Below are 24,707 nucleotides of genomic sequence, written 5' to 3'. Positions count from 1 at the left end.
ATTTATATGATGATACTTTTATAAAAAAGTATAATATTATATATATTTAAAAGACAACATCAAACATGTTTTTCTAACTATTATTGATATAGTATAAGTTATTCGAATAATATTATTTATTAGTATAATGCGATTATAAAAATATAAAAAATACAAATAACATCAATATTATTTTACGAAAAAATATAACATATTAAAGCATTTATAGCAATATCTATGATATAGATATTGCTATTATTAAACATTGTTTCATAGATGAAAATGAAATATTTTTGATGATTATATTTTAATATATATTTTAATTTACGAAATTATTATTATCAAATAATAAAAGTAGTTATTTTTTAAAAATTTCATTATATGAAATAATTATTACTATAATATTTCTTAAGTAAAAAGAAAATGATATATTTCATATATAAAAATATTTTTTTGCTTTATTAAAGAAATAATTTATAATATATTTATGTGCTATATTAATTATATTCATAATAATGCTATAAACAAAAAATAATAATTTATATTATTTCATATTATTTGATAAAAAATTATATACTAATTTTAATTATCATGTAATATTAAAACATAGTGATTAATTACTGCATAGCAAGTATCTTATTACCATAAATTTCTAGTATAATAGTTTTTTCTGGTACTAATTGTCCAGATAAAATTTGTTGTGCTAACGGATTTTCTATTTCCTGTTGAATAGCTCTTTTAAGTGGACGTGCACCATATATTGGATCAAAGCCAACTTTTACAAGTTGTTCTAAAGCATTATCACTAATCTTAATGGTATAACCTTTTTCTTCTAAACGCTGATATAGACGTTTTAATTGAATTAACGCAATTTTCTTAATATTTGTTTGATGTAATGGATGAAATACAATATTTTCATCTATACGATTAATAAATTCAGGACGAAAATGGTGTGATACTACATTCATTACTACTTCTTTAATATCATTATAATTAAGATGTCCAAAGCGATCTTGAATTAAATCAGATCCGAGATTAGAAGTCATAATTATTACTGTATTATGAAAATAAACTGTTCTGCCATGTCCGTCAGTAAGGCGTCCATCATCTAATATCTGTAATAAAATATTAAATATATCTGAATGTGCTTTTTCTATTTCATCTAACAAAATAACAGCATAAGGTCGACGTCGAACTGCTTCTGTTAAGTAACCTCCCTCTTCATATCCAACATACCCTGGAGGAGCGCCAACTAAACGTGATATTGAGTGTTTTTCCATAAACTCAGACATATCAATACGAACCATAGCTTCATCACTATCGAATAAAAAATTTGCTAGCGCTTTGCATAGTTCAGTTTTACCAATACCAGTAGGCCCGAGAAATAAAAAAGAACCAATTGGACGGTTAGGATCCGATAAACCAGAACGACTACGACGAATAGCATTTGAAACAGCTTCTACAGCTTCTTCTTGACCAATGACACGTTCATGAAGGGTATCTTCCATATGTAATAATTTTTTACGTTCACTTTCTAACATACGTGCTACAGGAATACCAGTCCAACGTGCTAGAACTTCAGCTATTTCTATATCAGTTACCCTATTCCGTAATAGCTTCATAGTTTTGCTTTCATATAGCGTAGCTTCTTGTAATTTTTTTTCTAGGACAGGTAACTTACCATACTGAATTTCAGACATTTTAGTTAAATCAGATATACGACGAGCTTGTTCTAAAGTAATTTTTGTCTGTTCAATTTCGGTCTTAATTTTTTGAATATCACTAAGAGAAGATTTTTCTGTTTTCCATTCTTTTTCTAGTTTTTTATATTCAAGTTCTTTACGCTCAGTTTCTACATTAATAAGCTCAAGACGTTTTTTACTAGCTTCATCAGATTCTTTATTTAATGCTTGTTGTTCTAATTTTAACTGAATAATTCGACGTTCTAAACGATCTAGCGATTCAGGTTTAGAATCTATTTGTATACGAATACTAGATGCTGCTTCATCAATAAGATCAATTGCTTTATCTGGCAATTTACGCTCTGCAATATAGCGATTAGATAAATTTGCTGCAGCAACTATTGCAGGGTCAGTAATTTGAACATGGTGATGTAGTTCATATCTCTCTTTTAGACCACGTAAAATTGCAATAGTATCTTCTACTGTTGGTTCAGTAACCAATACTTTTTGAAAACGACGCTCAAGTGCGGCATCTTTCTCAAGATATTGACGATATTCATCTAATGTTGTTGCTCCAACGCAGTGTAATTCACCACGAGCTAAAGCAGGCTTTAGCATATTGCCTGCATTGATGGCACCATCTCCTTGACCAGCACTAACCATAGTATGTAATTCGTCAATAAATAGAATAACATTGCCTTCATGTTTAGACAAATCATGTAATATAGCCTTTAAACGTTCTTCAAACTCACCACGAAATTTAGCTCCAGCTATTAGAGATCCCATATTCATAGAAAGAACGCGTTTATTTTTTAGACCTTCTGGAACTTCACCGTTAATAACACGTTGTGCTAAACCTTCAACAATTGCAGTTTTACCTACCCCAGGATCACCAATAAGAACAGGATTATTTTTAGTACGACGTTGTAATACCTGGATAGTCCTACGTATTTCTTCATCACGTCCAATTACAGGGTCTAGCTTTCCTTCTTCAGCTTGTTGAGTTAAATCTATAGTATACTTTTTTAATGCCTGACGATATTCTTCAGAATTTACATCATTCACTTTTTCTTCTCCACGCATTTTTTTAATGGCGATGCTAATGTTTGTTGTTGTTGCACCAGCCTTTCTTAATATATCATTTAGAGTGCTTTTTCTTTCTAAGACTACTAATAAAAATAATTCAGAAGAAATAAAAGTATCATTAAATTTTTGTGCTTGTTTATCGCATAGATTTAATATATACATCAATTCATTTGATGGTTGCACACTTTGAGTATTATCCGTAATTTGTGGTAAATAAGAAATATTTTTTTGAAGATATTTATTCAGTATATTCGTATTAACACCAACAGTCGTTAATAAATATTGAACCGTACTATTTTTTTGATTAAGTAATGCACTCATCATATGTACTGGTTCTATAAATTGATTATTGTGCCCAATTGCTAGTGAATGGGCATCAGAAAGAGCAAGCTGAAACTTGCTTGTCAAGCGATCTAGACGCATAATAATTTCCGATACTTGTAAACATTTTTAATAAAAAGTAATTAATGAACAATAGTATTTTATTAGATATATTATGTATAGTAAATAATTAATATGATATATATTGTTTTTAACAATTAATTTTATATCTTATAAATTCAGTTTTTTAAAAAAAACTATTAAAATATTTTTTATTTTATATAAAGATATTATTTTACTATAAAATGTTTTAAATTATTTTTAATATTATATCATATATTATGATATTATAATAGATGTTATTAGTATTTACAAAATTAAATTTATTTATTTAAAATTTAATACTTTGTGAGTATTACTTATTTTTATGTATAAAATACTATAGATTTATACTTTCTTTATCCTCTATTATAGATATTTTTATAAAATACTTGAATAAAGTTTACTATCAATAAAGTATTTATTTCATATACTAATACTTAGTTAGTATAAATAATATTGATATTATTATATCTAGCATATTAGATATTCAGATGTAAACAATCCTAATATTAATAATCTAAATTAGATTAATATACATTTTAATGTATATGTTAACTATTGATTATTATATATAACAATATCTTATATCTTAATATAAGATATTTTTAGAATTTATGTATATTAAAATATATAATATATATCTAAGGTTACTAAGATAAGTATATGAATTTTATAGTATATTTTGAAAAAATAATATAATGAATGAGTAGGTAACAATAATGATTATATTATCTATATTTTTGTAACTACATATAATAATAGCATGAAATATAACAACATTATTGTTCATTCTGCATTACTTTTATTTATTTGGTAAAGTTAATATTTTATATATTATTATTAAGTATACACTGAGTACATAGATAGATATAGATCAGGTAAATATTTTTATAAAATACTACTTTTGTTACAAAAATTATAAAGATTTATTTTAATATAATTTTAGATGATTAAAAATTTGATTAAATGACTATGTGCGCTTATAATAGTATATGCATAATCTATAAGAAATATTTTCACATTATATTAAAAATTTAATAAAACATAATATTTAATTATTTTATGTTTTTGTTAAAATCACCTAGTATTTTATTTATTATTAAATGCATTAAAAAATACTATTAGTATAAAAATAAATATTTTTTATATGTAATATATTATATTTGTAAGAAAATATAAAATTATATACTAAAGAATAAAATGAATTATATTAAAATTAGTATGTTTGTATATATAAATACATTGAACTGTCATTATTCATAGTTTACATATATCATAATAAGTATTATTATCTATAATAGACAATAGTTTTAAATAGTTTAATTAATTTTATATTATTTACTTTAAAAATAAATATATTTAAAGATATATGCAAATATATTATATGACATAGAATATCTATTATAATGACAAATATAGTAATAAATATTATATTTTTATTATTATGATTACTTATTAATTTTAGTAATGATATCTTTTAATTAATAAATTATATAGTGATTTTTATTAAAATAAATCATTTCATATAACTAATATATATTATATATTATTATAGATCATAATGTATTCTTAATTATTATTTTGGTAATAAATAATACATTAGATATTATATTCTTATATGTGTTTTATATATCAGTATATATATACTAGAGTTTAAATGTTAAATAACATTAAAAATATTTTATTAAAAATAATAAAACTTTTATATATATTATATATCTTATTATTTTAATACAATTATAATATATATGAAAAATAATATTACTATTAATTATAGTATTAAATAGTTGTAAAAAACTCAATAATAGATCAGCATATTATTATATATACATATCTCAATTAATTAAGTAATATTTTAATAAAAATAATTAAATATATAAAGTTATTAACAAATTATGTTTTAATTGAATAAAATATATTTTTATATTTATATAAATAATTACTTTATAGTACTATAATTTTAAGTATATTTCCAGCTATTTAAAAAACTATTATAGTGTTATTATCATAATAATGATAAATATAATTATTCTTAATAAACTAAAATTTATTATTATTTTTAATTTTTTAAAAATATATATTAGTTGTATCATATATAAAACTATAAAAAATTTTATCGTATTAATCATTAATGTTATTTTAATAACAGTATTCTATTAATATTAATGTTATTAAAATGTTAAAAATTAAAATAATATATTGTATTATTAATAATTTATAACCAATTTTTAATTTGGTTAGTTATACCAATTGCATCAAGTTGCATATCATGTAATATTTCTTCTTGAGTGCCCTGCTGGATAAATTGATCTGGTAATCCTAAATTTAATACTGGTATTAATTTACGTTTATACATAAGTAATTCATTAACGCCACTGCCAGCACCACCTACTATAGCGTTTTCTTCTAATGTTACTAAAAAATCATGGGTATCAGCTAACTCTAATATTAGATTCTCATCTAGTGGTTTTACAAAACGCATATCAGCCACAGTAGTATTTAATAGTTCAGCAGTAATTAAAGCATTATGAATAAGAACACCAAAGTTTAAAATAGCTATTTTACTACCTTGTCGTCTTATTATGCCCTTACCAATAGTTAAACAATTCAGAGGATCCAGTGTTACACCTGTACCTGATCCTCTTGGATAACGCACAGCTGTTGGTCCGATTTGATACTTATAGCCAGTATGTAGCATTTGACGAAATTCGTTTTCATCACTTGGTGTCATAATAATTATGTTAGGAATGCAACGTAAAAAAGATATATCAAAAGCTCCTTGATGTGTTTGTCCATCTTCTCCTACAATTCCTGCACGATCTATTGCAAACATAACTGGTAACTTTTGTAAAGCGATATCATGAATTACTTGATCGTAAGCACGTTGTAAAAAAGTAGAATAAATAGCTACTATTGGTTTATAGCCACTAATAGCTAGTCCTGCAGCAAAAGTAACTGCATGCTGTTCTGCAATAGCAACATCAAAATATTGTTTTGTATATTTTTTAGAAAAATGTACCATGCCAGAACCTTCACACATTGCTGGTGTTATAGCTATCATTTTGCTATTATTGCTAGCATTTTCACATAACCATTCACCAAATATTTTAGAATAAGTAGGTCTCTTATTTGAGTTTATTGGTAAAACACCTCTTACTGGATCAAATTTAGGTACTGCATGCCATCTTATTGGGTCTTTTTCGGCAGGAGGATATCCTTTACCTTTTGTTGTTATAATATGTAGTAGTTGAGGAGTTTTAAAATTACGCATATTTTTTAATGTAGTGATTAACGTTTGCACATCATGACCATCTATAGGACCAATATAATTAAATCCTAATTCTTCAAATAAAGTTCCTGGAAAAACCATTCCTTTTAAATGTTCTTCGGTACGTTTAATCAATTCTTTAATAGGTGGTAAACTAGAAAAAAATTTTTTACTATTTTCTTTAAATCTAGAATAAAATTTACCTGAAAGTAAATGAGCGAAACGGTTATTTAGTGCACCTACGTTTGCAGAGATTGACATATCGTTATCATTTAAAATAACAAGTATATCAGATTTAATGTCTCCAGCGTGATTCATAGCTTCAAAAGCCATGCCAGCAGTTATAGCGCCATCACCAATAACACATACAGTTTTTCGATTTTTACCTTCTCGTTCAGCAGCAACAGCCATTCCTATTCCTGCACTTATAGATGTTGAGGAATGACCTACACTGAGTGCATCGTATTGGCTTTCATAACGGCATGGAAATGAATGCAATCCTCCTTTTTTACGTATAGTTGATATAAGATGTCTGCGTCCAGTTAAAATTTTATGTGGATATGCTTGATGACCAATATCCCAGATTAATGCATCAAATGGAGTATTATAAGTATAATGTAATGCAACAGTTAATTCAATTGTGCCTAAACCAGAAGCAAAATGTCCGCTAGAGAGGCTAACACTATTAAGAAGATACTGACGTAATTCTTTACATAACTGAGGTAGATTCTCTTGAGATAGCAAGCGAAGATCATGTGGATATTCAATAAGAGATAATGTTGGATAGTAATTGGTATCTAAAATCATTCGTAACTCATGTTTGAAATTAGTGTTGTTATTTATATTCTATACATATATTATTATAATAAATATTTGTTATATGTTATATTATATCCATAATTTATTTCATATAATTTGGATATTATATTTTTAGTATAAAATGTAATAATGTTTATTATGATATATTTAAGAGAAATTAAGTGATTATTTATATATCTTAATTATTTCTTTTAATAATAAAACTTGCTAAATATTTTAATGCTATAGTATTGATACTACAGTGTTGTTCTAATTCTTCAAGAGCGTGTATTGCATCATTATATAGATCTTTGGCTTTGTTTTGTGCTTTTTTTAGACCTAGTAAAGCAGGATATGTATTTTTTTCTCGTTTTTGATCTGAACCTTGTGTTTTACCGGTTTGTCTGCTGTTTCCAATAACATCTAAAATATCATCTCTTACCTGAAAAGCTAAACCAATTGCTAATGCATATTTTTCTAAGAATGGTATAGCTGTGTGAGCATATTTTCCTGAGGCTAATACGCTCATAAGAATAGCGCAGCGAATTAATGCACCAGTTTTATGTTTGTGAATTTTCTCTAATACTAATAAATTTATATTTTTTCCTTCATTTTCTAAGTCTAATGCTTGACCACTACACATTCCAGCCACCCCGCTAGCTTTTGCAAGCTCGCTTAACATAGCTATTCTAGCAGAATCAGATACTGCTGGCATAGGACTATCAGCTAAAATAGAGAATGCTAAACTCTGAAATGCATTACCAGCTAAAATTGCATGTGCTTCACCAAATTTTATATGAGTAGTGGGCCTACCACGACGTATATTATCATCATCTATAGCTGGTAGATCATCGTGTATTAACGAGTAAGCATGCATGCATTCGATAGCTGTTGCTGGTACATCTAATACATCTAATGATAACCCAAACATTTCTCCGGTAGCATAGACTAAATAAGGACGTAATCTCTTGCCACCAGGTAATGCGTTATGAAACATGGCTGCAACAAGCAGACTTTTTGCAAAAGGTAAAAGTTTAATACATTTGATAATTGCAGAGTCTGCTCTCTGATGATATTTTTTAAATAACTTTTCTAGAATAATCATAGATTATGATCTACATTAAAAAAAGAAAAATAAAAGAGTTATTTTGTATTTATCGGTTAAAAATAATATACAGTATTTTTTTGATATTATATATCTTACGATATATTAAATATTTATATTTTCTAAATTATTGCATAAATATATAAAAATATTTTATATAATAACTTATTACTTTTAATGAATATTTTTTGACATCCTTTTATTATTTGTTTTATGAAAATAATTTAATATTAGACAATATTACAATATTGTAATATATATTTATAATATTGTAAATTTTATAGAAAATAATATAAATAATAAGATCTGTTAATTAACAATTATATACTCTATACTAGAATATATTGTACTAAATAAAATTTTATTTATATTATTAATATAATTTTACTAAATTAAGTTATTTTTAAAAAAATAAAAATTATTACTATGTAATTTATTAAATAATAATTATTAAATAATGACTATTTCAATTTAATTGATACTTTTCTTATTACACACATAACAATTAAAGTTTTATAAAAAATTAATAAAGTATTAAAATTACATTGTTAAGAGTATACTAAAATATTAGTATATTATTGAATAATATTATAAATTAGCATATAGATAATTAATTATATTTTCTCAGTTAATCAAATTAAAAACATTTGATCTATGTATTATTACATATAAAGTAGTAATCATTATTTATAATAAATATATCAATAATATACATATAAAATTGTAATATAATAATATATTGTATTTGTATTTCTAGAGATACTCTATTATTGTTTAATGAATAACATATTTTAACCTCTTACGTTAAAATAATTGTATTTATTAATATTTACTGTATATTCAAAATATTAAAATTAATAATTTTTTATTAATTTGTTAATTAGTTGTTAAATCTTACTAACATCTTAATAATTAACTAACAGACAGAATATATTTTTTATTGTACTAAAAATAATTTTATAAAAATATTATTTATTATAATAATTGTAACATATATAATTATATTAAACTCAAATAATGTATTTAAACAGATAATTATGATATTTAAATATTTAGTTATCAATAAATATCTAGAAAATATTTCATCTACACATGTAAAATAAATAATAATCAATAAAATGAATTAGTATTGCATAATAAATAATATTTTATATTATTTTTACTAAAAAATTTTATGATAGTTATATCATTGATTTATATATTTGGATTGAACGATAACTGTATTATAATATTGATTATTAAAATTAAAAAAATAATTATTATTAATTACTAAAAATAAATTACTAGTTTATAATGTTAATATTTATTATATATACAATATACAATAATTCATTTAATGCTATAAGTCATATTATATAATATTGATATATTAATATCTTATCATGAAATATACTATTAATATAGTATATATTCATTTTTTATAATACAATATCTTAATACATAAAATGTTTACAATGATTTTCTTAAAAAACATAGTTGTTATTATTAATAATTTTATTAAAATACTATATTTAATAAATATTTTTATTATCTTATTCAGGCTATATTATATATAGTATATTTATTATCTAACTAACTATTAATAATGCTATGAATTACTAATTATATATTCTATATATGATTAAAATAAAAAAATTGTTCTATATGTAATGTAAAATGTTTTATTGTATGTTACAATATAAATAATAATTTAACAAATATAATATATTGAATTTATATATTGAGTATATATCATATATGTATAAAATAAAGTATAATGTATTGTATATTTTATACAATCATTACTATAATAAATTTATAAAACTATAAATGGCCTAACATAATATCTATTAACTTACTAATAATTAGTATTCTTCTTTAATTATTAAATGTATTAATATATCAATATTATTGATACTTGTATTATTGGTTATAAATATTATTATAACATATGTAAAATGGTTTTAATGAATAATATAATGTTATTTACATGTCTATTATCATTATTTATTGTATGATATTTTTTTAATAAAATTATATAGATCGTTATCTTTATAAGTTATGTTACTTTTGTAAAGTAAATGTTAGGTGGTGATATTATATACTAAATATTGTTTGTATTTTATTGAACATATTTTTCGTTAAAAATATTATTTTTGCCATTATAATATGATAATAAATATTTATTTTTTTATTAACTATATCTAATATAAATAATATTTTTTAAATTAATTAAATACAAGATAAATATCGATATTCTTATAATGAAATACTATTAATTTTTTATATTCATTACTTAATATAATTGTATCATTATATTAAATTATTTATTTTATATTATTAATTAGATTGATTATTTAGTAATTTATTATAAATAATATGTTTATTTTAATAAATAAATATAAAAAATTTTAATATATATGTATAAAATATGATTTATATATAAAAATATTTTATTTTCTTGCTTAAACATTATATAATTCTTAGAAAATTGATCTTTAAATTTTTTAGTTTTTTCAAAAATATATAAAATTTATTCAGAAATTAATTAAAAAATTTTTAGAATATGCATATAAATAATTTTATAATATTAATAATAATTATCTTACAAATTATTATTAATACATTAATTATATATATTTAAAAAAATACGTTAGCAAATAGCTTGTTTTTTATAAAATAAATAATATTTTAGGTACTATGAATACATTAATTATTATTAATTATAAGGATATTGTATTTTTAGTAAAATAGTGTGAAAAATATATTATATTTTTATAAAAAATCTTTAGATATAAAATATAAATTTTATTACTAATTGAGAAATTTATTAATTATTACACACAAAAAATATTTTTATATTTAAATATCAAATAAATTAAATTAAATTTTAGTAATATATTATTTACATTATAAAAAATGTAATCAATATTTATATTTTTTACTACAATCTATCACATAAAATTATTTTTATTTTATCTTAAGAAAGAGAAAAAATTATTTAAGGTATCTCTTATTAACAAGTATCTAACTAAATCAAAATAACAAAAGTGCTTAAAAAATATTATTTATTCTTAGCATAAGATTCTTTACTTTAAGAATAGTTTATGATACTAAAATATACAATATATTATAAACTAATAAAAATATATTAATTATTTTATTTAAATAAAATAATTTTTAATGTATATTTTTTATATATTTATTTTATCTCAATATTATAGTCATACTATTAGTTGAAAATATTATTGAATATAGAAATTATTTATAATATATTAATTTATTTGAAATAAATATTTTGATGTTTTTATAGTTAATACTAATTGTTATATAAATATTTTAATATTTGTTATTTAGTTAAGTAGCAATATTTTTTTAATATAAAAGATAATATATTAATTTTTTGTATTAAAATATTATTTTTATATATATTAAATAATATAATAGATTCAAGTATATAAAATATACATATATTACAAGAGTAATGTGATCAATAAACTAATAAAGATCTATTATTAATATAATTTGTTAAAAATTACCTCTATAGCACCATAAAATATCGATAAAATATAAGCATTTATTGTCTTAGTGATTATATAATATATAATTATATTATTATGATTTAGATATATACATAGTATTTTAATAAATAATGTAATTATATTATAAAATAATTCATTAAAATTAGTTTATTTATATTTTATATATTTAAACATAAAAATATTAATTTTTATTATAAGTGCTGTGCTTGATTATATAGAGTTCTATCTTCATACGATTTGTAATTTTAGGATCAATTTTTAAATATACTGTTTTTTCTTCTGAAACTAATACTACGTCGGTTACACCTTGTAAATTTTTTAGTTTATTTTCTAAATTTAAGTTTACTGGAATGTTATCTGGAATAATAATACGCAAACTACTTAGATAAAGAGGTTCTTTAATAGTAAATGTTAATATTAACCAGAACAGAGTTAGTATTATACAACTAGCAAATATTATTTCAGCTCCATTATATGCATACAATAAACCACCTATACTACCTCCTACAGCAACACCAATAAATTGACTAGTAGAATAAATACCCATAGCTGTGCCTTTATAACCAGTAGGTGATTCTTTACTAATAAGAGATGGTAACAATGCTTCTATAATATTAAAAGAAATAAAAAATAATTGCATACCAAGTAATATTCCGTATAATTTTAATCTTGCAAACCACAATATTATCTGAGAAACAAGCATTAACATAACACACAATTGTAGCACTATTTTTATACGACGGTACTTTTCTGCATACATAATACAAGGAAAGACACATGATAATGCTATTAACATTGTAATAAGATATATTTTCCATTGACTGTCACGCATTAGTCCAGCTTGCTCCATAATAGGAGGTAAAGCAATAAAACTTGATATTAATAAGATATGTAAACACATAATACTAAAATTAATTTTTAATAAACGACTATTAAGCAATACTATATGTAAACTATCTATCATCATATTAGATTCGCGATTCAATACTTGTTGTTTAGGTGTGGGAACAAATATAAAAGTAATAATTATACAACAAATAGACAATAAAGTAATAATCCAGAATAAGCCAGAAAGACCAATTAATTGAACAAGAATAGGACCTATAACTATAGAAATTGCACAAGTAATACCAAAGTTTATGCCAATAAAGGCCATAGCTTTAGTGCGATTTTGCTCACTAGTAATATCTGATAATAATGCCATTATTGTAGATGCAATAGCTCCAGATCCTTGTAAAGATCTTCCAATTATAACACCCCAAATAGAATTTGTAAGAGCAGCAATAACACTACCTACAGCAAGTATAAACAGACCGCCAATTATTAAAGGTTTACGTCCTATACGATCTGATAATAAGCCACAAGGTATTTGAAAAAGAGCTTGAGTTAATCCATAAATACCAATTGCAATACCAATTAATGTTTCTGAAGATCCATTTAGTGACATTCCATAAGTATGCAATACTGGTAAAACCATAAACATACCAAACATACGTATTGATAATATAACACTAAGACTCCAAATAGCTTTCCATTCTTCTAGAGTAATTTTATAATCATTCATTACAACCTCATTTATTTAGAATAATAATATGTAATGTTTATACGTTATAAGACTTATTAGATATTATTTATTAAATAATATTTTCATTAGCAATGAATTAAATATAATTGCTTTTATTATATGATTGATTATTTTAATTATATTGTTTTATTATTATATAATATATTTATTAATATTTTATAAATACATTATAATAATTATATCACAAGATATAAAAATAATTAGAAATAATAAAGTAATACATGATTTAATAATTTAGGTAATTTATATTTCTACCATTCTCTAGTCATAATTAATATTTTAATTAAGAATTATAATGATGTATATATAAAAATTTTTTTATATAAAAGTATTTGCAATATAAATATATTAAACATATAATGTTTTATAGTATCGTTATTAAAAAATGCTAATAAAATATTATACTTATCGTATATACTACTCTAATAGTTATCTAGAATATCTTATTATTTATATTTCTTTACTTTATAAGTACAATATATAATATAAGGGCTAATACTGTGATATACATATTTATTTTTAATAATTGACTAAAATAGTTATTCATAATCATTTATTAAAATATATATTGATTTACTAAATATTTATTTATAAAAATTTAGTGTAAAATTATTAAACAATTGTATTAAAAAACTCACTATTTGTATAACCTGCATATGAATAATTTATTATATAAATAATAGTTATAAAAATAGCAAAAATATATATTTTTATTGAGTATATATTGATAAGCATATAATTCTCTGTTTTAATAATTTATTGTATCTGTCAAAATTATTAATTGTTATACAGTAATTAAATTGTATTTTAAGCTGATGTAAAGAATTTAAGTATATAATAAAATGATATAATTTTATTATATTAGGATATGTAAAATATATAAATATTTCTTATTTGTTATAAATAATTTTTATTATACTATAAGTATGAGTAACATTAGCTATAATTTATTAATGTTACTCATACTATATAGTTGAATATAATTTATATTATATATTTTATTAAGTGCATACTATAAATACAAATCTTTAAACGATAATATATACTTTATATATTTTAAAATAATCATTAAATATTAAAGTATAAAAATAATGTATTAGATTAATTATATTTTATATTAAAGATTATTAATAAGTTAATATTTTATCTTAAAATTACATATATAATAAATTATTGAACAATATTTTTATATATAAAAAGTAAAATATTAATCATACATTATATATACTGATTTTAGTAATTCTAGGATTTAGTCATTACGTGTTACACCAAGAATATTTAGGAAGCTAACAAATATATTATACAAAGAAGCATATAAACTGACAGTAGCTAAGATGTAATTAGTTTCACCTCCATGAATAATATTACTGGTTTCCCAAAGTATAGCTCCAGTAGAAAAAAGAATAAATAAAGCACTAATAGCTAGTGATAAAGCTGGTATCTGTAAGAATACATTTGCAATAATTGCTACTAGTATAACTATAAAACCAGCCATCATCATACCAGATAAAAATGACATATCTTTATGCGTAGTTAATACATAAAAAGAACAACAGAAAAATACAGCAGCTGTTCCTCCTAATGCTAGCATAATTAAATCACTAGTACCACTAGCAATAAATGAGTTTAAAATAGGTCCTAAAGTATAACCCATAAAACCAGTAAGTGCGAATACTGCTAAAATACCTTCTGGACGATTAGCTAAGCGATATGTTAGAAACATTAAACCGTAGTATCCTAGTAACATTAGTAGTAATCCAGGTGCTGGCAGCATAAATATAGTACTTGCAGTAGCAGTTAATGCTGAAAATGCTAATGTTAAAGCTAATAATAAATAAGTATTTCGTAATACTTTATGTGTACTTAATAAAGAAGTATTACGTGAAGATGTAGGGGAACGAGAAATAATAATACGGCCCATAGAATGTTCTCTCTTGTAAGTAATCAAAAATTATTATCTATTTAGATAGATTTATTTTAAATAAATAGTTAAAGATACACGAGATATTTTACTCTTCTTTACTTTTAACAGCTAAATAGTTTTATTAAAAATAAAGAATGAGTAATTATTTTAAATGCAAAACATTATAATAATGAATCTCATGTCGAATTAGCATTTAAAATTATAATATTATATTTCAATATAAGTTTAAAAGCAAACAATAACGTTAATTTATCTTGTAATATAAAAACAATTTTTTCAAAAAAGTATACTCATAACTTTAATAAATAAAAATATTTTTTAGAGTAATTAAATACAAAAACATTCTTATGATATATTATATCAATAAAATATTTAAAAAAAAATAAATTTAATACTTTTATTAAATAAAGATAGTATGATTAATGTTATAACTAATTTATTCACATTTTGTAAAAAAGATTATATATTACAATAATAATGTAAATTAAATTATTTATTTAGTGAGAGATATTGATTAGTTGATTTTTATTTTAATTTAACATAATAAATCTATATGAATGAAGTAATTTTTTATAATTTTTAATTATTATTAATAAATTTTTATTTATTAATCAGCATAACAGGTAAAAATATGACTATCAAGATAGGTATAAATGGATTTGGCCGTATTGGCCGTATTGTATTCCGTACTGCTCAAGAAAGATCCGATATAGAAGTAGTTGCAATTAATGATTTATTAGATGATACATATATGGCTTACATGTTAAAATATGATTCTACTCATGGTCGTTTTAAAGGTATAGTTGAAGTAAAAAATGGTAATTTAATTGTTAATGGTAAAAACATTCGTGTTACTGCAGAAAAAAATCCAGAAAAATTAAACTGGAATGAAATAAAAGTTGATGTTGTTGTTGAAGCAACTGGACGATTTTTAATTCATCAAGATGCATATAAACATATCACTGCTGGAGCTAAAAAAGTTGTTTTAACTGGCCCTTCACAAGATAATACTCCAATGTTTGTAATGGGAGTGAATGAAAATACTTACGCTGGTCAAAAAATAGTATCTAACGCTTCTTGTACCACTAATTGTTTAGCCCCATTAGCTAAAGTATTAAATGATAAATTTGGCATTATTGAAGCATTAATGACCACTGTTCACGCTACTACAGCTACTCAAAAAACTGTTGATGGTCTCTCTTATAAAGATTGGCGAGGTGGTCGTGGAGCATTGCAAAATATTATACCTTCTTCAACTGGAGCCGCTAAAGCAGTGTCTAAAGTAATTCCTGAATTAAATGGTAAGCTTACTGGCATGGCGTTTCGTGTGCCTACTCCTAATGTATCAATAGTTGATCTAACAGCACGTTTAGAAAAATCAGTATCTTACAAAGAAATATGTGCAACCATGAAAAATGCTGCAGAAAATGAATTAAAAGGTATATTAGGGTATACTGAAGATGCTGTTGTGTCTAATGATTTTAATGGTGAAATATGCACTTCAGTATTTGATGCTCAAGCTGGAATAGCTCTGAATAATAATTTTGTAAAACTTATTTCTTGGTACGATAATGAAACTGGTTACTCTAACAAAGTTTTAGATCTTATATCTCTTATATCTCAATAATACTAACACATAAACATAATAAGGCGATATCTTTTATAGCCTTATTGTGTTTTCATTATCTTAAGTAATAATTTAACTATTTTATATTAATTAAATATTTCTAATAACATAAGTTAATTTACTTCTAAGAGTCAATTACTGGGTATATAAACTAAAAAATTTATATATTACACAATATTAATTGTACAAATAAAATATTTTATAATTCTTTAATGTGTGCTTGCAGTATTAATTACATAGTATTATTTTATTAGTTCTAATAAACTAAAATATTAGTTATTTTTATAACATTAATTTTTATCATTATTGAATAATTCATATGGTTAGTAATATATCTATTTAAATAGAATGTTAATGATTGTAAATACGCATATTGCGTGTTCTTAAAAATTAAAAATATAGTATATATTATTACAAATATATTTCTGATTCTTTTAAAGATTATAATTTAATAAAATAATTTATCTTATGTATGACCATTTGATGATTTTATATATTTAAAAAAATCACTATCAGGATGTATTACCATAACATCTTGACCATTTTTAAAAATATTTTCATAAGCTTTAAGACTACGAATAAAAATAAAAAAATCAGGATCTTTTTTAAAAGCATCGGCAAATAACTTTGCAGTAATTGCATCTCCTTCACCTCGAGTAATACGTCCATAACGCTCTGCCTCAGCTAATGTACGGGTTACTTCATAATCAGCAGTTGCACGTAATTTTTCGGCTTCTTCTTGACCCTGTGAACGATGATGACGTGCTACTGCTTCTCGTTCTGCACGCATACGTTTGTATATAGCATCAGATACTTCAAGAGGTAAATTAATTTGCTTAATACGAACATCGATAACTTCTATACCTAAAGCAGCCATACTATTTGGATTAATAGTAGATTCGTTATCTTGAATATCACTTTCAACATGCGTTATAAAATCTGTAAGATTATGGTCTATATTTCTTGAGTTATTATTATCTACCGTACCAGTATTTAAAGCATTACGTACATCATACATTAGCTTGCCACGTGAATCTGTCACTATATCTTTAATATCAAGACGACCAATTTCAGAGCGTAGACGATCACTAAATTTGCGTTTTAATAATACTTCTGCTTGAGAAATATCACCACCACCAGTTGCTAAATAATAATTACTAAAATCACTAATACGCCACTTAATATAAGAATCAACAATTAAATCTTTTTTTTCTTTTGTTACAAAACGATCTTCTTGGTTATCCATCGTTTGAATTTTAGCATCAAGCATTTTAACAGATTGAATAAATGGTATTTTTATATGAAGCCCAGGAGTATATACCATAGGTTTGTTTTCAACATCACGAAGAACTTTACCAAAACGTAATATTATACCACGTTCACCCTCAGTGACAACAAATAGTGATGTATATGATATGACTATAATTATAAAAAATACTAGTAATAAAGATTGACGCATTTAATTGTTTTCTCCATGGCGATTAGCGTTACGTTGAGCGTTTGCTTGTCGTTGGTCTATCATATTATTTACTGAATATAAATGACTTGATGTCTTGTTGATTATATTAGTTTTAGGGTCTATAGAATTTGTATCTTGATTATTCGATGTAACAGTTGCTTGATTAATTGCGTTGTTATGTATTAATTGATCTAAAGGTAATATCATTATATGATTATTTTTATCATCAATCATTAATTTACGAGTATTACTAAATACTTTTTCCATAGCTTCTAAATACATTCGTTCACGTGTAATTTGGGGAGATGCTTTATATTCTGGTAGTAACTTCATAAAACGACCAACTTCACCTTGTGCTTCTAGTATTGTACGATCTTTATAAGCACGAGCATCCTCGAGTATACGTTGTGCTTGACCATTAGCACGTGGCTGGACTTCATTAGTATAAGCTTCAGCTTCACGTATGAATTGTTGTTCGTTTTCACGTGCTGCAATTGCATCATCAAATGCAGCTTTAACTTCTTCTGGTGGACGAGCTGTCTGGAAGTTTACATCTAACAAAGTTATCCCCATTTTATAAGGATTAATAGTTTCTTCTAATACTTTGTGAGTATCGGTACGAATAATAGTTCGTCCTTCCGTAAGGATTGTATCCATGGAGTATTTACCAATAACTGCACGTAAAGCACTATCTGTTGCTTGACGTAAGCTATCATCTGCATTAATTACATTAAACAAATATTCTGCTGGATTAGTTACACGATATTGTACATTCATTTCAACTCGCACTACATTTTCATCGGAAGTTAACATAACTCCGGATGCTGCTAATTCACGTACAGCTTTTACATTTACTGGTATTACCTTAGCAATAAAAGTAGGTTTCCAATTTAAGCCTGGTTGAACTATATGATCAAACTTACCAAAACTTGTTACTACGCCACGTTCAGCTTCTTTTATAGTGTATAAACCACTTACTAGCCAAATACAAATAAAAATTGTAGCAAAAAAACTAATAATTTTCCAATTTATAGGAAATTGTGGGTTAACTGATTTTTTAGAACGAGTATTAATGCTACCTAACCCACTTAGCTTTTTACTAAGTTTACGAAATATATCATCCAAATCAGGTGGACTTTGATTATGATCATTTTTATGATTTCCACTAGCGTTATTACCATTATTACTATTATCTTCCCACGGGTCTCGATTCTGTCCGTTATTACCGGGCTGATTCCACACCATTGTTTGCTCCATTATTTAATAATCGGTGTTCTTAACATTAATTTTTTGTATCTGCTATTCATCAAAATTTACTAAATAATATATTTTAGTAAATTAACATCTAATTTACAATATTCATGTAACTTGATAATTGAAAATCAGATGAAAATCTGATATTACCATTTTGAATTATCTTCTAAAGATTTCATCTCATTTAAGATATAAAAGATATAAAATTATAATAATTATTATTAATTTATATATAAAATGTATAGATTAAATATTAACAATAAACATATCAAACGTGATGTTAATTGATTAATAAACAATATTTACGGTTACATTATCTATTTTGAATATATGTTAAATTTATGCTTATTTAACATATAATAAATGAATGTCATAAATAGTCTAAAACAGTAAATGATTGATATTGACAGTATATAGTACAACTATTCTTATAACCTTGTTTATTATATTGATTTATAGACATCTTTAAATATTTTTTTTAATATAATTATCTCATAAGATTAAATTAAGCATTGTAATAGCAATATATCTATATTACTTTATAAATTATATAAATAATATTTTACCTTGCAGCTACAATCTATGATAGATGTATTACATTAAATGATAACGCATAGTAATGCTGTTATGGTACTAGTTATGATAATTGTTTTTAGTGTAATTTTTAAAATTTATTTTTGTTAAAAAATAAATTTATTAATATATGTTTTGTATTTTATAGAAATAACAATTAAATATATTTTAACATTTAGAGTTAAGAAAACCTTAATATTGCAAAAGATAAAATATTATTTAATATTTTTTAACCAAAATAATTTGTTTAGTTATAATTATTATCCTGAGAAGATAAAGAAGAAAATTGCTGACTTATCTGGTTGTGATGACCGCTACTATTCCCTAAAGTATTAATATTATGGGAAATAGGACGAGATGGAACAACAGTAGAAATTGCATGTTTATAAACCAACTGGCTCACGGTGTTTTTTAGCAGAATAACAAATTGATCAAAAGAATCAATTTGTCCTTGTAATTTAATGCCATTTACCAAATAAATAGAAACAGAAATATGTTCACGACGCAGTGCGTTCAGGAATGGGTCTTGTAAAGATTGCCCTTTAGCCATTCTCTTTTTCCTTATTTGCTAGTTTTTTGTTACTAAATGTTAGTAGTTAAATATAGGGATTAATTGCTTAAAATTTATGTATTAAATATTTTATATTAAGTTACTATGGTAATATAATCTATGCATTAAATAAATAATAAAGTTGATAAAAGTATTTATGATTTAAATACATATATTATGTATTGATAATTCATAAATGCAATTAGATTTAAATAAGTAATATACATACTAAATCATTTCTAATGATGATTAAAATTATTAGATAAATTTACTCAATAATATTAATCTTTTATTGATTTTATAATATTGTTGTACCTTATTTTTTAGAAAAAATATCAAACGATATTATATACATTAGTGTAAAATAACTAACTATTTTATTAAAATAGTATATACATATATTAACTATTGATGCTACTTACATAAATATATCTGTATATTAAACTAAGAGCAAGATTATTATTCTTACGTAATCTTGTTGTTTTATATTTATTTATAAATTAATATTTATATTATTATATGTGTTAACAATTTTTTACAAAATAAATAATTTTGTAAAAAAAAATTTATTTATCATATTTTTTATATTAAAAATAAATATCTAAGTAATCAGAACAATATTAATATAGTATTATTCTTTTTAAAAGATAATCTAATAAATCATAAAAATATTTAAGAATTATTTTATTAGAATATTCATAATATTTGATAAGTAAAATATTGCTTTAAAATTTATTTTTTTCATTTTATTGTGCATTGATATTTTACTTTATATAATTAAAAAATTATTTTTAATATGTTTAAATTATGTATTTAATATATATTATATATATAATTAATTTAAATTAATCAATAATTATATACATCATATAGTTTTTTATTTAGTTTATTTATTTAAATTTTATAAATACTGAATATTACTTAGTTTTTGAATATTTATTAAAATAATTTTTTAGAACATTATATTTTATAATAAAATAATTAAAAATTTTGTAATATTTTGATCGTGCTAATTTTTTAAACAATGACATTTAATATATAGTGAATATTTAAAATAGTCAATTCATGTTAAATCTTTTAACAATATAAATCTATAAATCTCTATAATTAGTAGTTATATGAATAAGAACTATTATAGAATCCATCACGATTGTTAAATTTCTTAAAATTATAATAACACCATAATTCTTAACTATAATAAAATAAGATAATGCATGTAAATTTGATATTAGGGTGCTAGATACTAAATATTTTACTTCTTAATTTTAAATTAATACATTATTCTTTGTTAATCATAAATAATATTAATTAGTATTTTTTATTATTAATATAGTATCAATCTTTAAATAAATATTTTAATAAATTCAAAAATAAATAACATATATTAATTAAGTTAATAAGTCACTTAATCTATCTGTATTAATTGTATTATTAATATAATTCTATTATTATACAATCAAATAACATAAATCTATAAATTTTTTCTATTATTTATTAATAAAAATTAATACAATATATTACTAAATATTAATAAGTAAAAGATGCCATATTTTATAAAAGATAAATATAAATTTATTTTTATTTATAAAGTATTAGATAAATATTAATATATTATTTGTAATTTTAGTATATTTTAAATAAAATATTATAAATTATTGATATCATCTATAGTATTAATAATGATGAGTGAACAATTAGATTATTAATAATCAATTATTAAAAGTATTATTAATATTAAAGTAATAACTTTAGGATTAATACATTTAATCTCATAATATTAATGATCTTTAGAAAAATTAGAACATATATTACAAGATTATTATACAATAATAAATAAATATTTATGTAAATTATATTTATATAGTTTTTAATATAGTATATATATCTCTGATATATTAAAATTATATAAATAATTCTAATATTTTAATTAATTTACAAGTATTATGTAGTAATTTTTGAGTAACTATACAAATTTATGCATCAACCTGTCGTATTATTTATTGGTCTGCGATATATATGTGGACGCAGTATAGACCGTTTTAGTCGATTCGTTTCTTTGCTTGCAACTATAGGCATTACATTAGGTGTTATGGCACTAATTACTGTTCTTTCTGTAATGAATGGTTTCGAAAAGAACTTGGAAAATAATATTCTTGGATTTATGCCGCAAGCATTAGTAACATCGATAAAAGGATCTATAAATCCTAAAAAACTATCTGCTATAAGTATTAAAAATTTATCTGGTGTAAATAATGTTACGTCTCTTACTAGTTGCAAAGTAGTACTACAAAGCACTCATAGCGTAGCTATAGGTGTTATGCTGGGAATCAATCCATATGAAAAAGATCCTCTTTCTCCTTATTTAAACGGTTCTTGTTTGCAGGCATTACAACCTAATAAATACAATGTTATTTTGGGTTATCAACTAGCATTACAACTAGGAGTTAAGAATGGTGAAAAATTACGTATTATAGCACCTAGTGCTAGCTATATAACTATAATAGGACGCATGCCTAGTCAGCGATTATTTAATGTTATAGGTACATTTTTTGCTAATAGCGAAGTAGATCAATATCAATTATTAATCAACCAACAAGATGCTTCTCGTTTAACTCTTTATCCACTAGGTAATATTACTGGTTGGAGAATCTATATGGATAAACCATTAGATATTGATAGATTAGTACGTCAACCATTAAAGCAGGGTTTAGTATGGAAAGACTGGCGAGAATACAAAGGAGAACTTTTTCAAGCTGTACAAATGGAAAAAAATATAATTGGATTACTTGTGAGTTTTATTATTGATATTGCTGTGTTTAATATCATGATATCTCTCAGTTTATTAGTAATGGAAAAAAAGAATGAAATTGCTATTTTACAGACTCAAGGTTTAACAAAATCACAAATTATGTCTGTATTTATAATACAAGGTGCTAGTACAGGAATTATAGGAGCATTATTAGGCTCTATACTTGGCATATTGTGTGCAAGCCAGATTAATTTGATTCCTGGTTTAAACAAAATATTAATCGATAGCAATTTGCCAGTTAATATTCATATTTCACAAGTTATAATAATTATTATTATAACAATAATATTAGCAATACTTTCTACGTTATATCCATCTTGGAGAGCAACTAAGGTAAATCCTGTTGAGGCGTTACGTTATGATTAATTGTGTATCTTCTGATATAGAAGTATTAAAATGTAAAAATTTATGCAAAACTTATCCTGAAGGATTAGTATACACAAATGTATTTCATAATATTACTTTTGACATAAAACTAAACGAAATGATAGCTATTACAGGGCACTCTGGTTCTGGTAAAAGTACTCTATTACATCTTCTGGGTGGCCTGGATATACCAACATCTGGAGATATATTTTTTAAAGGTAAATTATTAAACAATATGTCTGAGACCGATAAAGCAAAATTACGTAATCGTGAACTCGGATTTATTTATCAATTTCATCATTTATTACTAGATTTTAGCGCATTAGAAAATGTTATGATGCCTTTATTGATTGGAGGTAGAAGTAGTAATTATTCAAAAATAAAAGCAATCAATATGTTACATGATGTAGGTTTATCCAATCGCAAAAATCATAGACCTTCTCAACTTTCTGGTGGTGAAAGACAGCGTGTAGCTATTGCTCGTGCTTTAGTACATGATCCTTCATTAGTTTTAGCTGATGAACCTACCGGTAACTTGGATACTTATAATGCCAGTAAGATTTTAGAGCTTATCAGTAAACTTAATAAAAGTCATGGAACTGCTTTTTTATTAGTTACGCACGATATATCTTTAGCTAATAGCCTAGACTGTCAATTTGAAATGTGTAATGGTCATTTAAATAAAATATAACTTTATT

At 23.0% G+C, this 24,707-nt stretch carries 11 protein-coding genes; 3 read left to right on the top strand and 8 right to left on the bottom strand.

Annotated features, from left to right (window positions below):
* Positions 1–596: 596 nt before the first annotated feature.
* The 5 genes from clpB to yccA all read right to left on the bottom strand — a co-directional run bounded on the left by clpB (position 597) and on the right by yccA (position 15,368).
* Positions 597–3,170 carry an ATP-dependent chaperone ClpB gene (gene clpB, locus GII40_RS02755; protein WP_226813309.1) on the bottom strand — a complete coding sequence of 858 codons (2,574 nt, stop codon included), beginning with the start codon at positions 3,168–3,170 and terminating at the stop codon, positions 597–599.
* Positions 3,171–5,385: 2,215 nt separating this feature from the next.
* Positions 5,386–7,245: a 1-deoxy-D-xylulose-5-phosphate synthase gene (gene dxs / locus GII40_RS02750; protein ID WP_226813308.1), complete on the bottom strand. Its 1,860-nt coding sequence runs from the start codon at positions 7,243–7,245 to the stop codon at positions 5,386–5,388.
* A 190-nt stretch (positions 7,246–7,435) separates the two neighbouring features.
* Positions 7,436–8,341 carry a (2E,6E)-farnesyl diphosphate synthase gene (gene ispA, locus GII40_RS02745; RefSeq protein WP_226813307.1) on the bottom strand — a complete coding sequence of 302 codons (906 nt, stop codon included), beginning with the start codon at positions 8,339–8,341 and terminating at the stop codon, positions 7,436–7,438.
* 3,702 nt (positions 8,342–12,043) lie between these two features.
* Positions 12,044–13,426 carry an MFS transporter gene (locus tag GII40_RS02740; RefSeq protein WP_226813306.1) on the bottom strand — a complete coding sequence of 461 codons (1,383 nt, stop codon included), beginning with the start codon at positions 13,424–13,426 and terminating at the stop codon, positions 12,044–12,046.
* 1,270 nt (positions 13,427–14,696) lie between these two features.
* Positions 14,697–15,368 (bottom strand): FtsH protease modulator YccA, encoded by a 672-nt coding sequence (gene yccA, locus GII40_RS02735; RefSeq protein WP_226813305.1) that lies wholly within the window; start codon positions 15,366–15,368, stop codon positions 14,697–14,699.
* A 634-nt stretch (positions 15,369–16,002) separates the two neighbouring features.
* On the opposite strand from yccA, the gene gap reads away from it, so the two are divergent.
* Positions 16,003–16,998, top strand: coding sequence for a type I glyceraldehyde-3-phosphate dehydrogenase (gene gap / locus GII40_RS02730; RefSeq protein ID WP_226813304.1), 996 nt, complete (start codon positions 16,003–16,005; stop codon positions 16,996–16,998).
* A 466-nt stretch (positions 16,999–17,464) separates the two neighbouring features.
* On the opposite strand, the gene hflC is transcribed toward gap, so the two are convergent.
* From hflC to hfq, 3 genes are all read right to left on the bottom strand, one after another.
* Positions 17,465–18,457 carry a protease modulator HflC gene (gene hflC / locus GII40_RS02725; RefSeq protein WP_226813303.1) on the bottom strand — a complete coding sequence of 331 codons (993 nt, stop codon included), beginning with the start codon at positions 18,455–18,457 and terminating at the stop codon, positions 17,465–17,467.
* Positions 18,458–19,702: an FtsH protease activity modulator HflK gene (hflK, locus tag GII40_RS02720; protein WP_226813302.1), complete on the bottom strand. Its 1,245-nt coding sequence runs from the start codon at positions 19,700–19,702 to the stop codon at positions 18,458–18,460.
* Positions 19,703–20,531: 829 nt separating this feature from the next.
* Positions 20,532–20,834, bottom strand: coding sequence for an RNA chaperone Hfq (gene hfq, locus GII40_RS02715; RefSeq protein WP_226813301.1), 303 nt, complete (start codon positions 20,832–20,834; stop codon positions 20,532–20,534).
* A 1,975-nt stretch (positions 20,835–22,809) separates the two neighbouring features.
* Between hfq and lolC the strand changes: the two genes are divergently transcribed.
* Positions 22,810–24,009, top strand: coding sequence for a lipoprotein-releasing ABC transporter permease subunit LolC (lolC, locus tag GII40_RS02710; RefSeq protein WP_226813300.1), 1,200 nt, complete (start codon positions 22,810–22,812; stop codon positions 24,007–24,009).
* Positions 24,002–24,700, top strand: a complete 699-nt coding sequence (lolD, locus tag GII40_RS02705) for a lipoprotein-releasing ABC transporter ATP-binding protein LolD (RefSeq protein ID WP_226813299.1) — start codon at positions 24,002–24,004, stop codon at positions 24,698–24,700. The genes lolC and lolD overlap by 8 nt, the downstream gene beginning before the upstream one ends.
* Positions 24,701–24,707: the final 7 nt, after the last annotated feature.

Origin of the sequence: Candidatus Profftia lariciata (assembly GCF_020541265.1) — a bacterium.
GTDB classification, from domain to species: domain Bacteria; phylum Pseudomonadota; class Gammaproteobacteria; order Enterobacterales; family Enterobacteriaceae; genus Profftia; species Profftia lariciata.
Note: the sequence above shows the minus strand (reverse complement) of the source record. Positions and strands in the feature narration are given on the sequence as shown.

What these genes read in the sequence shown, in the direction of transcription:
- clpB (WP_226813309.1), bottom strand. Translation starts at nt 3,170, where the DNA reads ATGCGTCTAGATCGCTTGACAAGCAAGTTTCAGCTTGCTCTTTCTGAT.
- dxs (WP_226813308.1), bottom strand. Translation starts at nt 7,245, where the DNA reads ATGATTTTAGATACCAATTACTATCCAACATTATCTCTTATTGAATAT.
- ispA (WP_226813307.1), bottom strand. Translation starts at nt 8,341, where the DNA reads ATGATTATTCTAGAAAAGTTATTTAAAAAATATCATCAGAGAGCAGAC.
- GII40_RS02740 (WP_226813306.1), bottom strand. Translation starts at nt 13,426, where the DNA reads ATGAATGATTATAAAATTACTCTAGAAGAATGGAAAGCTATTTGGAGT.
- yccA (WP_226813305.1), bottom strand. Translation starts at nt 15,368, where the DNA reads ATGGGCCGTATTATTATTTCTCGTTCCCCTACATCTTCACGTAATACT.
- gap (WP_226813304.1), top strand. Translation starts at nt 16,003, where the DNA reads ATGACTATCAAGATAGGTATAAATGGATTTGGCCGTATTGGCCGTATT.
- hflC (WP_226813303.1), bottom strand. Translation starts at nt 18,457, where the DNA reads ATGCGTCAATCTTTATTACTAGTATTTTTTATAATTATAGTCATATCA.
- hflK (WP_226813302.1), bottom strand. Translation starts at nt 19,702, where the DNA reads ATGGTGTGGAATCAGCCCGGTAATAACGGACAGAATCGAGACCCGTGG.
- hfq (WP_226813301.1), bottom strand. Translation starts at nt 20,834, where the DNA reads ATGGCTAAAGGGCAATCTTTACAAGACCCATTCCTGAACGCACTGCGT.
- lolC (WP_226813300.1), top strand. Translation starts at nt 22,810, where the DNA reads ATGCATCAACCTGTCGTATTATTTATTGGTCTGCGATATATATGTGGA.
- lolD (WP_226813299.1), top strand. Translation starts at nt 24,002, where the DNA reads ATGATTAATTGTGTATCTTCTGATATAGAAGTATTAAAATGTAAAAAT.